This window comes from Streptomyces sp. NPDC088747, from assembly GCF_044751025.1.
GTDB lineage: Bacteria > Actinomycetota > Actinomycetes > Streptomycetales > Streptomycetaceae > Streptomyces.
The window spans coordinates 628,428-642,256 of record NZ_JBIVKZ010000003.1 but is presented as its reverse complement, the minus strand read 5'-3'; the positions used below and the strand labels follow the sequence as shown (position 1 = coordinate 642,256).

The window sequence follows — 13,829 nt, the reverse complement described above, 5'->3', positions numbered from 1 at the left end:
CTCAGCCCCGTGCCTAGCGGATGTTCGGGTCGAAGGTGAAGATCACCAGCGTGCCCAGCAGAATCGTGAACACCGTGGCGGTGTAGAGCAGGCCCTTCAGCCACAGGCGCGTGTTGGCGCGCTCCGCGTAGTCGTTGATGACCGTACGCAGGCCGTTGGAGCCGTGCAGCATCGCGAGCCACAGCATCGCGAGGTCCCAGGTCTGCCACCACGGGGACGCCCAGCGGCCGGCCACGAAGGCGAAGCCGATCTTGGAGACGCCGCCGTCGAGGACGAGCTGGATGAGCAGGTGGCCGAGGACCAGGACGACCAGGACGATGCCGGACAGGCGCATGAAGAGCCAGCCGTACATCTCGAAGTTGCCACGGGTGGACTTCGGGGTCTTCTTGGTCCGCTGGCGCGGCGCCTCGATGAGCGGCGCGGGGTTGTCGACGCTGTACGCCGAGAACTCGTCCGCGCCTTCGACGGGGCCGATGCCGGATGCGGCGGTTTCGGTGGTGGACATCTGTGTCAGCTCCCGAAGACTTCGCGGAATGCGTGTCCGAGGACGGGGTAGAGGGCCCCGGCCATCAGCACGACCCAGATACCGACGACGGACCAGAGCATCTGCTTCTGGTAGCGCGGGCCCTTCGACCAGAAGTCGACGGCGATGACCCGAAGGCCGTTGAGCGCGTGGAAGAGGATGGCGGCGACGAGGCCGTACTCCAGCAGCGCGACGAGCGGCGTCTTGTACGTGGCTACGACCTTGTCGTAGTCCTCGGGGGATACACGAACGAGAGCGGTGTCCAGCACGTGTACGAACAGGAAGAAGAAGATGAGGACGCCGGTGACTCGATGAGCCACCCAGGACCACATTCCTTCCCGGCCGCGGTACAGCGTTCCAGCCGGCACGGAAAAACCCTCCGGGAGCGGGGATTGGGGCCGCGCCGCCATCTTCTACTAATTAAGTACAGCGGTGTCGGACGGGCCCGGCCGGGTACGGTCCACCGGCCCCGGCCATGGTAGCGACGACTTGTCGGAACGTTTACAGCGGGCCCGCCGGTGTGATCAAACAGGCAATCAAACAAGCACCGTACGGGCTATCGGGATGCCCGGAATCCACGCATTTCGACGATTGCGGACTCTTCGCCGCTGCTCGTCCCCTCGCCCGCCGGGCGGCTCGCCCCGTCTCGGCCCTCCTCGCCCCGCCCCTCCCGCGTCTCGAACGTGTGCGCGAGGCGGGCGAGCCGGCCCCTGGCGAGGCGTCGGAGTTCCTCGGCCACCAGGACGCGCTCCTCCTCGGGGTCGTTGAGGAGGCGGGAGCGGATACCGGTGAGGACCTGGTCGAGCGACTCCTCCGGGGCGAAGTCGTCGAGGCAGATCACGAAGACGTGCCCGAACCGGCTCTCGTACGCGGCGTGCGCGGCGCTCAGCGCGGTGTGGGCGGCGGAGTACGCGCCGTCCGGGAGCAGGGTGAGCGACTCGCCGGCCAGTGCCTCGGCGAGGTCGAAGGCCGTCAGGTCGTACGCCGCCTCGTCGGCCGCGGCGAGCAGCGCGTCCAGGTCGGGATAGGGGCGGTGCTCGGCGATGCGGCGGGTCCAGCGCAGGCTGCGGCAGCAGGAGAGGAGGGCGCGCTCGGCGATGTCGGCGGGCGCGGAGTTGAACCCCTCCAGGCGGGCCGGGGACGGCGCCGCGCTCTTCTGCTCGGGAAGGCGTGGGGGACGGTGCGGCGGCAGCGTGGGTCCTCGGCGGTGTTTCCGCGTGACGACCGACGGGAGGTCACGTGTGATTCGGCAGGGGAACAAGTGAGAGTTGTGATGCTCACGCTATCGAGGAGTGTCAGGGGCTGTCCGTCGGATGCCCGAATTTCACCCGGACGGGAGTGTTTCGGAACGTGTGATGGACGGTTGGGGTGGGGATGGGGGCCTAGGTTCACTGAAGGGATGTACGACCTGGCTCCGTATGACTGTATGAGCCGGCTCGGTACTGACCGGCCATGCGACCTCGGTGACGAAGTGAGCGGCGTGATGCGGATCGTGATGTGGGACCCGGCGGGAACGGGCGAAGGTGCGGGCTCCGGCCGGCGGTCCGGGACGCGGACAGAGGGCGTGGTGCGGTGAGCGGCGGCAGGCGGCGCGCGCCCGCGCGCAGGACACGGTCGGCGGTGGTCGCCGGCGGAGTCGTCGTGGCCGGGGCCGCCGCCCTCGCCGTCGCGTTCTGGCCCTCCGGGGACAGCGGCGAACCGACGGGAGCGCGGGTGCCGTCCGGCGGTACGTCGGCGTCCGCGTCCGGCACCGCGCGCACGGCCACCGGCGCCTCTCCCTCACCGGCCCGGACGTACCCGCTGTCCAAGACCCCCCGCACCATCCCCGCCGTACGGGAGCACACCCCCGCCAGGGGTCCCGGCTGGCGCCCCGCCACCGGCGGCCGTGTGGTCGTCGCCGACGGCGACCTCGCCGACGAGGGGCGGCTGCTCGCGGGCGAGCTGAAGCTGTCGTACGCGGGGGAGACGGAACCCCGCTCGGGTGACGTCGAGTTGGGTCTCGACGACGGGACCGCGGGCGCGGAGTCGTACACGCTGACGGTCAAGGGCGGCCGGGTGACGATCACCGCTCCCGCCGACGCGGGCGTCTTCTACGGCACGCGCACGCTCAAGCAGGAGGTGCACGGCGGTGGCACGGCGCCCGAGGGCGTCGTACGCGACCGGCCCGCGAAGCCGCAGCGCGGGCTGATGCTGGACATCGCGCGCAAGCACTTCACCGCGGACTGGATCAAGGACCGGGTCCGGGAGCTGGGCGACCTGAAGTTCAACCAGCTCGGCCTGCACTTCTCCGACGACCAGGGCTTCCGCATCGAGTCCGACACGCATCCGGAGATCGTGTCGAAGGAGCACCTCAGCAAGGCGCAGGTCCGCGAGATCCTGGAGCTGGCCGCGAGCCGGCACATCACCGTCGTCCCGGAGATCGACTCGCCGGGCCACCTGGGCGCCGTGCTCGCCGCGTACCCCGACCTCCAGCTGCGCAACGCGCAGGGCGTCGTGTCGCAGGGCTCGATCGACATCTCCAAGCAGGCGTCCGCGGACCTGGTCGACGAACTGCTGAACGAGTACGCCGACCTCTTCCCCGGCGCCTACTGGCACCTCGGCGGCGACGAGTACCGGGCGCTGACGGTCGCCAACCCGGCGGCCTCCTACCCGCAGCTGGCCACCGCCGCCGTGAACACCTACGGCTCCGGCGCCGGCATCGCCGACCTCGCGACCGGCTGGCTCAACGACCGTGCCGAGGTGATGCGCGGGCACGACCGGACGCTGCGGGCCTGGAACGACGGGTTCTTCCCCGGCGGCAAGGCGCAGGCGGACGACGACCTTCAGGTGGCGTACTGGACGGGCAAGGAGATCGGCGCGCGCAAGCCGGTCGAGTACCTCAGCGCCGGGCGCGAGCTGGTCAACTACAACGACGAGTACCTCTACTACGTCCTGGGCCAGCCGCAGACCTTCGTCTATCCGACCGGGCAGCGCATCTACGAGCAGTGGACCCCGCTGGTGGTGCGCGGTACGACGGCGGTCCCCGCCAAGTACGACGGGCAGATCCTCGGCGGGAGCTTCGCGGTCTGGTGCGATCTCTCGCAGTCGCAGACCCAGGCGCAGGTGGCCGCGGGGATCAGGATGCCGTTGCGCGCCACGGTCCAGAAGCTCTGGGATCCCGGTAAACCGGCGCTCTCCTGGGCGGACTTCAAGAAGCTGGCGGACCGGCTGGGCTGAGAAACGCTGGACGCGCGAGCGGTCCGGACCGTATCTTTCGCGTGCTTGTTCGTATGCCGGGCGCACCCCTGGGGAGGGGCGGCGCCCGGCTTCTCGTGTCCGGGCGACTGGCGACGGTGATTGGCGATGGGCGTGGCGACTGGCGACTGGCGTCGATCGTGGCTGTCGTCCGGCGTTCGGCGAACGACGAACGACGAACGACGATCGCGTCCGTCGTCCGCGGTCCCGGGTCCCCGGTTCGCGGATCATCGTCCGGCGCCCGTGCCCCGCCTCCGTACCGCCCCGCATCCGTACCGCATCCGTGTCTCCGATCGAAGGCCTCCATGATCTGTCAGCGCTGTCAGCAGTTCGCCGCGGCCACACCCGAAGGGCTGTGTTCCCTGTGCGCCGCCGCGCCCCAGGGGCCGCCCCCGGTTCCGGTGACGTCACCGCACGGCCCCGCCTGGCTGCGTTCGCCGGTCGGCCTCGGTACGGCCGTCGCCCTGCTGATCGGTCTGGCCATCGCCACCGACCTGTTCGCCGTCTGGGCGGACCTCAGGATGCGTGACGTGACGGCCTCCATAGCGGACGGCGACTACAGCGACTCCCTGCAGCGGGAGGCCGAGGACGCCGACTCGGTCTACCTCGCGGCGGGATACGCGCAGACGGTCTCCTTCCTCGCGGCCGTCGTCGTCTACCTGGTCTGGTTCCAGCGGACGCGGGTCAACGCGGAGGTGTTCAACCCCTTCGGGCACAGCAAGAAGCGCGCCTGGGCGGTGTGGAGCTGGTTCGTGCCGGTCGTGAGCCTGTGGTTCCCGCGCCGGATCATGCTGGACATCTGGGACGCGAGCCGCCCGCTCACCGCCCGCGGTTCGCACGGGCTCGTCAATGCCTGGTGGACACTGTGGATCTTCGCGCTGATCACCGACCGCTTCGCGTTCTCCAGGTACAGCCGCGCCGGGACGCCCGACGAGATCCTGGCCGCCATGGACCAGGTCCTGCTCGCCGACGTCGCCGACATCGCGGCCGGCGTACTCGCGATCCTCGTCGTGCTGCGGCTGACCCGGATGCAGAACGAGAAGGCGCACCAGGGCCGGGCCCCTCTACCCGTCAACGTCTGAGCGCGGGGCGGATTGCCCGATCAGGTAGCGAACTCCCGTACCCCTGTGGTGTATTCGGCGCGAGCCGAACCGAGACACCGGGGGGACCGGAATGGGCTACTGGGGGTACTACGTCGTGGGCCGGAGCGAGCGGCCGCTCGCGGAACTGGACGCGCTGAGCGGGGCGCCGGGCCTGGTTCCGCTGACCCAGGCGCCCGACGGCTGGCAGGTGTGGGAGTACCCGAGCGGCGACGGGGACGTCGGGAGCATGAACACGCTCGCCCGGGAGACCGGGGCGCCCGCGCTCTTCGGGTACGTCATGGACAGCGACTGTGTGGTCGTCGAGGCGGCCGGGCCGGAGAGCGGCGCGTGGACCACGTGCCTGGCGCGGGCCGCGATGGTCCGGTACCTCGGGGACGGCCAGGAAGGGCTCAGCGTCGACGACTACTTCCTCGAACCGGCCGACGCCGCCGCACGTGCCGTCGCCTGGGCAGCGGAGGCCGGTCACGCGGTGGTCGCCGGACCGCTGCTCCACGTACTGACCGCGGACCCCGACCCGTTGGCCGAAAACTTATTGTTCCGCTTCCTGGACCGGCTCGGGGTCGTACCCCTCTGACCTCCTGTGACACTCCTGGTCTGTCGCACGCAGTAGGGGAGAGTGCGGCCTCCGTGAGAAACGGGCGCTCTAATGTGGTGTTCGCGGAGTTCGAGGAGTTCGAGGGAGGCGCGATGAGCCTGGTTGAACTGATCGCTCAGGCCGATGAGCGTGGGCTGGCGGCGAGCGGGCTGGCTTGTTTGGATCGGTGCGTTCCTCTGCTGGGCGGTGACGACGACGAGGTCCTGCGACCCCTGTGGACGAGTCTGGTGGACGGTGAGGCGTGGGGGGAGCGGGTCGTCAAGGCCCGTGCGGATCTGGGGGAGTCGGAGGACCCGGGGGAGTCGGCGGGTGCGGGGGAGTTCGACCTCGGCTCCGGGTTCGCCTCCGGGGCCGACTTCGGGCTCGACCCCGGTGCCTGGGCCGACGCGGGTCCCGGATCCGAGGTCTCGCCCGACGGCCGGGCCGCCCTCCTAGCCCGCCGGATGCTCGCCACCATTCCGGTCGAGCCCTCCGTCGACACCCTGCGGGCCTGGGCCGACACCTGTTCCGTGGCGGCCCTGCGCATCCACCAGCTCCTGGACATCGCCGCCGACGGCACGTCCTCCGTGGCCGCCAGGCGAGAGGGCCGTACGGACGGCATGTCACCGCTCGTCGCCGCCGAACTGCGGCGCCAGACCGCCATCCTGGAGCTCCTCGCCGAGCGCGGCGCGGGCGGGTTGCGGCTGGTCCTCGGACAGTCCACGGAAGGGCGACGGGTGATGCGGGCCGTGGTCTCGCGAAGGGCGCGGGGAAGGGCGTAGGAGCCCAAAGGGGAAGGGCGTAGGAGCCCAAACCCGTCGCCCGCGAGAGTTCTGTGCCGGTTCCGCGGGCTCGGTGGGGCGATCTCGCGCGGGTCCGGGGAAGTGCGCGGAACGGGGTGACGAATTCCGTCCGGAGGACGCTCTTCCGAGTGTGAACGCAATTCGAGCAACCCGGCCCCAAGCCGCGGCGAAGCCCATCCGCTGGGCGGCGGACGCGGTCGCGACGATGCGTGAGGGCGCCCGGCTGCGCCTGGACTACTCCGTGCAGAGCCTGTGGCGGGTCGACCGGCTGATCGAGGAGATACGGCGGGAGGGAGCGCCCTACGCCGCCGTCGAGACGGTGCTGCGCGGCTTCGGGGCGTACGCCGGCGAGGTCGTCGTGCGGCGCACGGGCGCGGAGTGGTGGGTGACGGGCGGCGATCACTGGATCCGTACACCCGACGGGCGGTTGTGGGATCCGATCGACGAGGCCCGCCGTTGCTACCTGGGCGACGGTTCGCTGCGGTTGCTGTGCCGGGAGGCCGCGGGGTGACTCCCTGACCCGGGTCCGAAGAAGGCCGGGTGCGGAGAAACCTGGGTCCGAAGAAGGCCGGATTCGGAGAAAGCCGGTTCCGGAGAAACCCGTGTCCGGAGAAGGCCGATGGCAACGGCCGGAGCCGCCACCCCCCACAGGAGAGGCCCCGGCCGTCGCGCGGCACGGGCCGCGCGGCGGCCCGTACTCTCTACTGCGCCACGACAGCGTTTTCTGTCACACCTCACGGGTCCCGACGTAGTTGCGGGTTGTACGAACATGGACGGGGAACGGTTTCACGCCGTAACGTTCTTTTCGCGCCGGGCCGCGGGGGGCGAGGGACTACCGCAACCATCAGCGGTCCAGGGATCGCGACCATCAGGGAGTGCGGTGCTGGGGGACGACGCGGAGCTGACCGCCGCGGTGCTTGGGGCACAGGACGGGGACGAGACCGCGTTCCGGACCGTGTACCGCGCTGTGCACCCACGGCTGCTCGGATACGTACGGACGCTGGTCGGCGATCCGGACGCGGAGGACGTCACGTCCGAGGCCTGGCTGCAGATCGCCCGTGACCTGGAGCGGTTCAGCGGGGACGCCGACCGCTTCCGCGGCTGGGCCGCCCGTATCGCCCGCAACCGCGCCCTCGACCACATACGGATGCGCGGGCGCCGCCCCGCGATCGGCGGCGACGAGACGGAACTGACCGGCAAGCCCGGCGAGTCCGACACCGCGGGCGAGGCCATCGAGGCCCTGGCCACCGACAGGACCCTCCTGCTCATCGCCCAGCTCCCGCAGGACCAGGCCGAGGCCGTCGTGCTGCGCGTCGTCGTCGGCCTCGACGCCAAGACCGCCGCGGAGACCCTCGGCAAACGTCCCGGCGCGGTGCGCACCGCAGCGCACCGCGGTCTGAAACGGCTCGCGGAGCTGCTCGGCGACGATCCGGAATCCGCCGGCGCACTCGGCGTCGTACCCCCACAAAGAGAGCCGCGTACCCGCGCGGTGACGTCCGCCGGTGTGACGCATACGCGTTCGCGGACGCAGAAGGACATGTGATGGCCGACGAGCGCTGTGTCTTCCCGGGGGAAAACCCACGGCCCCCCGGCCGGTGGCTGGACCGTGACGCCGCCGAGCGTCTGCTGCGCGGCGAACCCCTGGAAGCCGTCGACGAGGGCAACCGGAACCAGGTCGAGCGGCTCACCGGAGCACTCGCCGCGCTGGCCGGCGGACCCGTGCCCAGCGGCGAGGAACTCCCGGGCGAGGCCGCCGCGTTGGCCGCGTTCCGCAAGGTGCGCGCGGACGCGGACGGCGATCTGTCGACGCCGGGCCCGCGCGCCCGCCCCCGCTCCGTCGCCCGCACCAGCACGGCTTATTCCTCCGACGCCGGTCTCGTACGGCTGGGACCTCCGGGCCCCGGCGCCCGCCGGGTCCGCTGGAACCGCCCCACGCGCCTCGGGCTCGCCGCGGCGCTGGCCGTCGGGATGATCGGCGGGGTCGCCGTCGTCGCCGGAACCGGAATCCTGCCGACGCCCTTCGGTGACGACAAGCCGGGTCCCGCCGCCTCGGTCACGGCGGCGGCGACCCCGGAGCGGCCGCTCGGCTCTCCGTCGCCGGACGCCGCCGGCGGTGCCGCTCCCCGCGCCGAGGCACCCGAGGAGCCCACCAGCGGCCCGACCGGCGGCGGCTCCGCGAGGGACGAGGCGGGCGGCAGCGCCACGGACGGGCAGCAGGGCTCTGACGCCGCGGGCGACGAGGGCCGCAGCGGACAGTGGTGGAGCCGGACGCGCTCGTCCTGCCGAGACGTCCTCGCAGGCAAGCAGTTGGACGCCGGCCGCAGACACGTCCTGGAGACCGCCGCGGGAGGTCCGGGCCAGGACCGGCTGAGGACGTACTGCGACGGAGTCCTGGACCGCAGGGGCACCGGCGACGGCTTCGGCGACGCCGGGAACGACCCCAAGGGCGGGGACACCAAGGGTTCCGGCGACCTGCGCGGGGAGACCAGCTCGGGGCGGGACGAGGACCCGCAACCGGGAGCCGGAGGTGGTGACGCCGACGGCGACCACATACCTTCGCTGCTCCCGGGCGACGACGCCGACGGGCGGGGCGGAGACGGTCGCGACGATGACGGTCGTGGCGGCGACGGTCGTGGTGGCGGCGACGGCCGTGACGAGGACCGCGGAGCCGGACGCGGCGACCGGAGCGACCGGAGCGACCGCGACAACGATGCCCTCGGCGACGACGGTGAACGCCTCACCCCGTCGCCGAAGGCATCGACCCCGGGCGGCCTCCCGTGGGCCGCCGGTGCGACGGCCTCGGACCAGAACCGCGAGAACACCGCCTGAGCTGCTGTTCTCCATCCATCCGGCTCGCCCGCGGGATTCCCCGCAGCCCCGGGTGTGACATTTTCAGCCGAGCCGACGCAGTAGTGAATGAGCCGACTGGTCATCGGCCCTCGCACCGAGCCGGGGTTCCCCCCGTACTCATGGCCCGGTGCACCTCGGCGCGGGCGGGACACGTTCCCCCGGTCCCGCCCGCGCCGCCTCACCTCTCCGGTCGGCACGAGTCACCAGTACGCGTCACCCCTACGCGTCACCCCTACGCGTCACCCCTACGCGGAAGTCACCAGTACACGACGACCTTGTCGCCGTCGCGGACCTCCGCGAACAGTGCCGCGATCTTCCCCTCGTCCCGGACGTTGACACAGCCGTGCGAGGCGCCGAAGTAGCCGCGGCCCGCGAAGTCCGTGGAGAAGTGCACCGCCTGGCCGCCGCTGAAGAACATGGCGTACGGCATGGGCGAGTCGTAGAGCGTCGACACGTGGTGGCGCGACTTGAAGTAGACGCTGAACACGCCCTCGCGGGTCGGTGTGTACTCCGAGCCGAACCGCACCTCCATCGTCGACACCGTCCGGCCGTCGATCATCCAGCGCAGCGTGCGGCTCGTCTTGCTGACGCACAGCACGCGGCCCGTCATGCAGCGCGGGTCGGGCGCGGCGGCGGGCTGGCCGCCGAACGCGTACAGCTCCCACTTGCCCGGCTCCTTGGTCATCTTCCGCAGCCGCTGCCAGGTGACCGTGTCCACCTTGCCGGTGGACGGCAGGCCCCGTTTGCCCTGGAAGCCCTTCACGGCGCCGGCGGTGAGGTCGTCGTACGTCCCCGTCGGCCCGTCGAAGAGCCACTCGACCTGCCGCAGCCGGGCCTGCACCTCGCGCACCTCGACGCCCTCGTCGCCCTTGGACCACAGGACCGGGGCCGCCACGGCTGGGGTCTGCGACGGGGTGCGGCTCGGCTTGGGGTCGTCCTGGGTGGGCTTCGCCGTGGGCCGCGCCTTGGGCGTGGAGCCCATCGTGCCGTCGATCCGTACGAGGGGCGCCGGATCACCGTCCGCGTCCACGGCCTGGGCCGTACAGCCGCCGACCGCGGCCATCGCCACCAGCGCGGCCAGCGATCGCCTCACGTGTCCCGTCCTTGGTGCTGTCGTCTGCATCGGACCCCCGTCCAGCCGTCGTGTGTCACCTGAGATGCTCCCCGCGCGTGCCCGGTGGCGAACTACACCGCTCGGTGGAGGGCGAAGCCCATCAAACAGGCAATGGGCGGCTTCGGAGGGAGACACGGCAGGGGGCGCGCGAACTCCGCTGAGAAGCCGGGTGCGCCGGGTGAGTACCCCTTCACGCGGGGGGGTGTATCCCACGGCGGGTCAACGCGGTGACCGGCTCCCGATGGCCGAGGTCGCCGGGCCTTGATGTCCGAGCGCGCCGGGGCTCGATACCCGAGGATGCCGGGCTTCGATACCCGAGGATGCCGGGCCTCGATACCCAAGGGCACGGTGTCGTACCTTCGTGCGACACTCCACCCCATGCTTGGTGTCACAGACCTCCCCACCTACCTCGTGGGCCTGATCCTGATCGTCCTGCTCCCCGGGCCGAACTCCCTGTACGTCCTCTCCGTCGCCGCGCGCCGGGGCATACGCACCGGATACACGGCCGCGGCGGGCGTCTGGTGCGGTGACACCGTGCTGATGACCCTCTCCGCGGCGGGAGTCGCCTCCCTGTTGCAGGGGAACGCGCTGCTGTTCGGGATCGTGAAGTACGCCGGTGCCGGGTATCTGACCTGGCTGGCGATCGGGATGCTGCGGGCCGCGTGGAGCATGTGGCGGACCCGGCGGGAGCGGACGGTCGTGGAGGCGCCCGGCGAACAGACCGCCGAGGAGCGGCCGTTCCGGCGGGCCCTGGTCATCAGCCTGTTCAACCCGAAGGCGATCCTGTTCTTCGTCGCCTTCTTCGTGCAGTTCGTCGACCCGGGATACGCCTATCCCGCGCTGTCCTTCGTCGTCCTCGGCGCCTTCGCCCAACTGGCGAGCTTCCTCTACCTATCCGCGCTGATCTTCAGCGGTACGAGGCTGGCGGCGGCCTTCCGCAGCCGCAGGCGGCTCTCCGCGGGAGCGACCACCGCGGCCGGCGCCCTCTTCCTCGGGTTCGCCGTGAAACTGACGCTGGCCGGCGCGTGAGGACGACGGGCCGTGCGGGCTGACTCGGCGCGTGGTCAGGCCAGGCCGACCAGGCTCGCGTACTCCGCGAGCCCCCGCGCGGTCTCGCCCGCCCAGCCCACGTAACCGTCGGGCCGTACGAGGAACACCCCCGTGCCGTACGCCTCGTACGCCGGGATCCGGACCGTGGGGGCTCCGGCGAGGTCCGGCAGTCCGGTGTCCGTGCCGACCGCGAGCAGGGTCCAGTGGGGTCCGCGGAACGCGTCGAAGAGGCGTACGCCGCCACGGACGCCATCCGGTGCGCGGTCACCGGCGCGCAGCGCGTCCTCGGGCAGGCCTTGCCGGGTCTCCACCGCGAGCGAGCAGCCGCGGTAGCCGAGGCCGAGTTGCCGGGTGGCCGCGCCGCGCCTGACCTCGCCGCGGTGCACCTGGGTGCTCAGTCCGAGCATCTGCGCGGCGTTGGGCAGCCGCTCCTCCTCGTAGGAGTCGAGGAGGGACGGGTCCGCCGCGCCGCTCAGCACCGCGCCGAGCTTCCAACCCAGGTTGTAGGCGTCCTGGACGCTGGTGTTGAGGCCCTGTCCGCCCGCGGGCGAGTGGACGTGCGCGGCGTCGCCCGCCAGCAGGACGCGGCCCTCGCGGAACCGGTCGGCCATCGCCGCCCGCGGCCGGAAGTCCGAGGCCCAGCGGACCTCGGTCACGTCCTCGGGGGAGAGGTGCGAGCGGGTGGCGACGACCTTGCGGATGCCGTCGAGGGAGAGTTCGACGTCCGTGCCCTCGGAGAACTGGGCCGTCACCTGGAAGTCGTCCGTCCCCGCGAGCGGGCAGATCGCCATGAAGCCCTCCGCCCCGACCGGCGGGAAGACGTGCCAGTTGTCGCGGTCCAGGCCGGTGATGCGTACGTCGGCGACCAGCATCGGGGTCGGGTCCATGGCCGTGCCGGGCTCGCCGGTCATGCCGATGCCGAGCGCGCGCCGCACGGTGCTGCGGCCTCCGTCGGCGGCGACGGCGTAGCGGGCGCGGACCGGGGCGCCCGCCGCGAAGGAGGCCGTCACGCCGTCCGCGTCCTGGGCGACGGCGACCAGCTCGCGGCCGAACTCCATCGTGCCGCCGAGTTCCGTCAGCCGGTCGAAGAGGATCCGCTGGGTGCGCCACTGCGGCAGCATCAACGGCTCCTGGTACGGCTCGGCCTCCGTCGCCTCCGCCGCGTCGAACATGTGGTGCTCGCCCTTGCGCTCCCCGTCCTGCCAGATCATCCCCACGGGGTAGCGGCCGCCGGCCGCGCGGACGGCGTCGAGCACGCCGAGGTCGTCGAAGACCTCCTGGGTGCGGGGCTGGAGACCCTTGCCGCGCGAGCCGGGGAAGAGCCCGTCGGCGCGCTCCACGACGAGGGAGCGTGCCCCGCGCCGGGCGAGGTCGAGGGCGAGCGCGAGGCCGGTGGGGCCGGCGCCGACGACGAGTACATCGGTGTCGTACGTGGTCACGGTCAGCTCCTTAACGCTGTTAAGTTCCGTGCCGGGAGCATGCCCTTAACGGCGTTAAACTGTCAAGCGTGGCTAGTCGTAGATCCCCCAAGCTGGACAAGAAGCAGGTCGTCGAGACCGCCCTGAAGCTCCTCGACGAGGTCGGCCTCGACGGGCTCACGCTCCGGGCGATCGCCAGGGAGCTGGACGTCCAGGCGCCGGCGCTGTACTGGCACTTCAAGAACAAACAGGCGCTGCTCGACGAGATGGCGACGGAGATGTACCGCCGGATGGTCGCGGGCGTGCGGTTCCCTGCGGGCGCCGGCTGGCAGGAGCGGATCCTCGTGAGCCAGCGGGGGCTGCGCGCGGCGCTGCTCGGCTACCGCGACGGCGCCAAGGTGTTCAGCGGCTCCCGCTTCACCGGTCTCGAGCACGCCGTCGACCTGGAGGCGAACCTGCGCGCCCTGGTGGACGCGGGCTTCACTCTCTCCCAGGCCGTCCGCGCCTCGACCACGGCCTTCCACTTCACCATCGGCTTCGTCACCGAGGAACAGGGCGTCTCGCCGCGGCCGGGGGAGCGCCGCGAGGGCTACGACCTCGAGGAACGCGCCGCCCGCATGGCGGACTTCCCCCTCGCGGCAGCCGCGGGCGCCGAGGTCTTCCAGAACTACACCGAGGGCTTCGAGGCGGGGCTCGACCTGCTGATCGGGGGGATCGAGACGCGGTACGGGGTGCGCTGACGGGCCGGGGGGAGGGGGTGGCGGCTGTACGCGGTGGGCTCGGCTCGGGTTCGGTCGGCTCGGCTCCTCGCCGAGCGGTCCGGTGCCGCTACCGACGAATCCGGCTGCCGACGCCGACCGCGCAGGTCCTCGCCGGATGCCGGCCTCCGTGCCTCTTGCCGGGTGCCTGGGTTCGCTCGGCTTTCCGCTGAGCGTCCGGCGCGGCCTGCGGCGAACCGGGCCGCTGACGCCGGCCGCGCGGGTTCTTGCGGGACGCAGGCCTTCGTGGTCCTTGCCAGGTGCCTGGGTGGGGTCAGTTCCTCAACGGGCGTCTGGGCCCGTTCGGCTTCCCGCCGAGCGGGCGACGCGGCCCGCGGCGAATCCGGCTGACGGAGCCGACCGCGCGGTTTCTCGTGGGACGCCGGTCTTCGTCCTTCTCGC

Annotated in this window: 14 protein-coding genes; 9 read left to right on the top strand and 5 right to left on the bottom strand. The window is 71.8% G+C overall.

Features of this window, described 5'->3' with window-relative positions; translation table 11 throughout:
* Positions 1 to 13: 13 nt before the first annotated feature.
* From ACIP79_RS11235 to ACIP79_RS11225, 3 genes are all read right to left on the bottom strand, one after another.
* Positions 14 to 505, bottom strand: a complete 492-nt coding sequence (locus tag ACIP79_RS11235; protein ID WP_401222011.1) for a succinate dehydrogenase hydrophobic membrane anchor subunit — start codon at positions 503 to 505, stop codon at positions 14 to 16.
* A gap of 5 nt (positions 506 to 510) precedes the next feature.
* Positions 511 to 891 carry a succinate dehydrogenase, cytochrome b556 subunit gene (gene sdhC, locus ACIP79_RS11230; RefSeq protein ID WP_384379766.1) on the bottom strand — a complete coding sequence of 127 codons (381 nt, stop codon included), beginning with the start codon at positions 889 to 891 and terminating at the stop codon, positions 511 to 513.
* A 188-nt stretch (positions 892 to 1,079) separates the two neighbouring features.
* Positions 1,080 to 1,715 carry a 2-oxo-4-hydroxy-4-carboxy-5-ureidoimidazoline decarboxylase gene (locus ACIP79_RS11225; RefSeq protein ID WP_401222127.1) on the bottom strand — a complete coding sequence of 212 codons (636 nt, stop codon included), beginning with the start codon at positions 1,713 to 1,715 and terminating at the stop codon, positions 1,080 to 1,082.
* A gap of 380 nt (positions 1,716 to 2,095) precedes the next feature.
* Between ACIP79_RS11225 and ACIP79_RS11220 the strand changes: the two genes are divergently transcribed.
* From ACIP79_RS11220 to ACIP79_RS11190, 7 genes are all read left to right on the top strand, one after another.
* The gene (locus ACIP79_RS11220; protein WP_401222008.1) at positions 2,096 to 3,739 is read left to right on the top strand and encodes a family 20 glycosylhydrolase; all 1,644 of its coding nucleotides are present in this window, start codon (positions 2,096 to 2,098) and stop codon (positions 3,737 to 3,739) included.
* Between the two features lie 323 nt (positions 3,740 to 4,062).
* Positions 4,063 to 4,839, top strand: a complete 777-nt coding sequence (locus ACIP79_RS11215) for a DUF4328 domain-containing protein (protein WP_401222007.1) — start codon at positions 4,063 to 4,065, stop codon at positions 4,837 to 4,839.
* Between the two features lie 91 nt (positions 4,840 to 4,930).
* Positions 4,931 to 5,434, top strand: coding sequence for a hypothetical protein (locus ACIP79_RS11210; RefSeq protein WP_401222005.1), 504 nt, complete (start codon positions 4,931 to 4,933; stop codon positions 5,432 to 5,434).
* A 113-nt stretch (positions 5,435 to 5,547) separates the two neighbouring features.
* Positions 5,548 to 6,216 carry a hypothetical protein gene (locus ACIP79_RS11205; protein ID WP_401222004.1) on the top strand — a complete coding sequence of 223 codons (669 nt, stop codon included), beginning with the start codon at positions 5,548 to 5,550 and terminating at the stop codon, positions 6,214 to 6,216.
* A 151-nt stretch (positions 6,217 to 6,367) separates the two neighbouring features.
* Positions 6,368 to 6,748, top strand: coding sequence for a hypothetical protein (locus tag ACIP79_RS11200; RefSeq protein ID WP_401222002.1), 381 nt, complete (start codon positions 6,368 to 6,370; stop codon positions 6,746 to 6,748).
* Between the two features lie 369 nt (positions 6,749 to 7,117).
* Complete coding sequence (locus ACIP79_RS11195) at positions 7,118 to 7,780, top strand: RNA polymerase sigma factor (protein WP_383680485.1); 663 nt, start codon at positions 7,118 to 7,120, stop codon at positions 7,778 to 7,780.
* Positions 7,780 to 9,066, top strand: coding sequence for a hypothetical protein (locus ACIP79_RS11190; protein ID WP_401222000.1), 1,287 nt, complete (start codon positions 7,780 to 7,782; stop codon positions 9,064 to 9,066). Before ACIP79_RS11195 ends, ACIP79_RS11190 begins: the two co-directional genes overlap by 1 nt.
* A gap of 277 nt (positions 9,067 to 9,343) precedes the next feature.
* On the opposite strand, the gene ACIP79_RS11185 is transcribed toward ACIP79_RS11190, so the two are convergent.
* Entirely contained in the window at positions 9,344 to 10,180 is an 837-nt protein-coding gene (locus ACIP79_RS11185; protein WP_401221999.1) for a L,D-transpeptidase family protein, read from the bottom strand.
* Positions 10,181 to 10,579: 399 nt separating this feature from the next.
* On the opposite strand from ACIP79_RS11185, the gene leuE reads away from it, so the two are divergent.
* A complete protein-coding gene (leuE, locus tag ACIP79_RS11180; protein WP_383682666.1) occupies positions 10,580 to 11,230 on the top strand; it encodes a leucine efflux protein LeuE in 651 nt (216 codons plus the stop codon).
* A gap of 35 nt (positions 11,231 to 11,265) precedes the next feature.
* Here the strand turns inward: leuE and ACIP79_RS11175 are convergent, their stop codons facing one another.
* Entirely contained in the window at positions 11,266 to 12,690 is a 1,425-nt protein-coding gene (locus ACIP79_RS11175) for an FAD-dependent oxidoreductase (RefSeq protein ID WP_401221997.1), read from the bottom strand.
* Positions 12,691 to 12,758: 68 nt separating this feature from the next.
* Here ACIP79_RS11175 and ACIP79_RS11170 point away from each other — a divergent pair, with 68 nt between their 5' ends.
* The gene (locus ACIP79_RS11170; protein WP_401221995.1) at positions 12,759 to 13,409 is read left to right on the top strand and encodes a TetR/AcrR family transcriptional regulator C-terminal domain-containing protein; all 651 of its coding nucleotides are present in this window, start codon (positions 12,759 to 12,761) and stop codon (positions 13,407 to 13,409) included.
* The last annotated feature ends 420 nt before the right edge of the window (positions 13,410 to 13,829 follow it).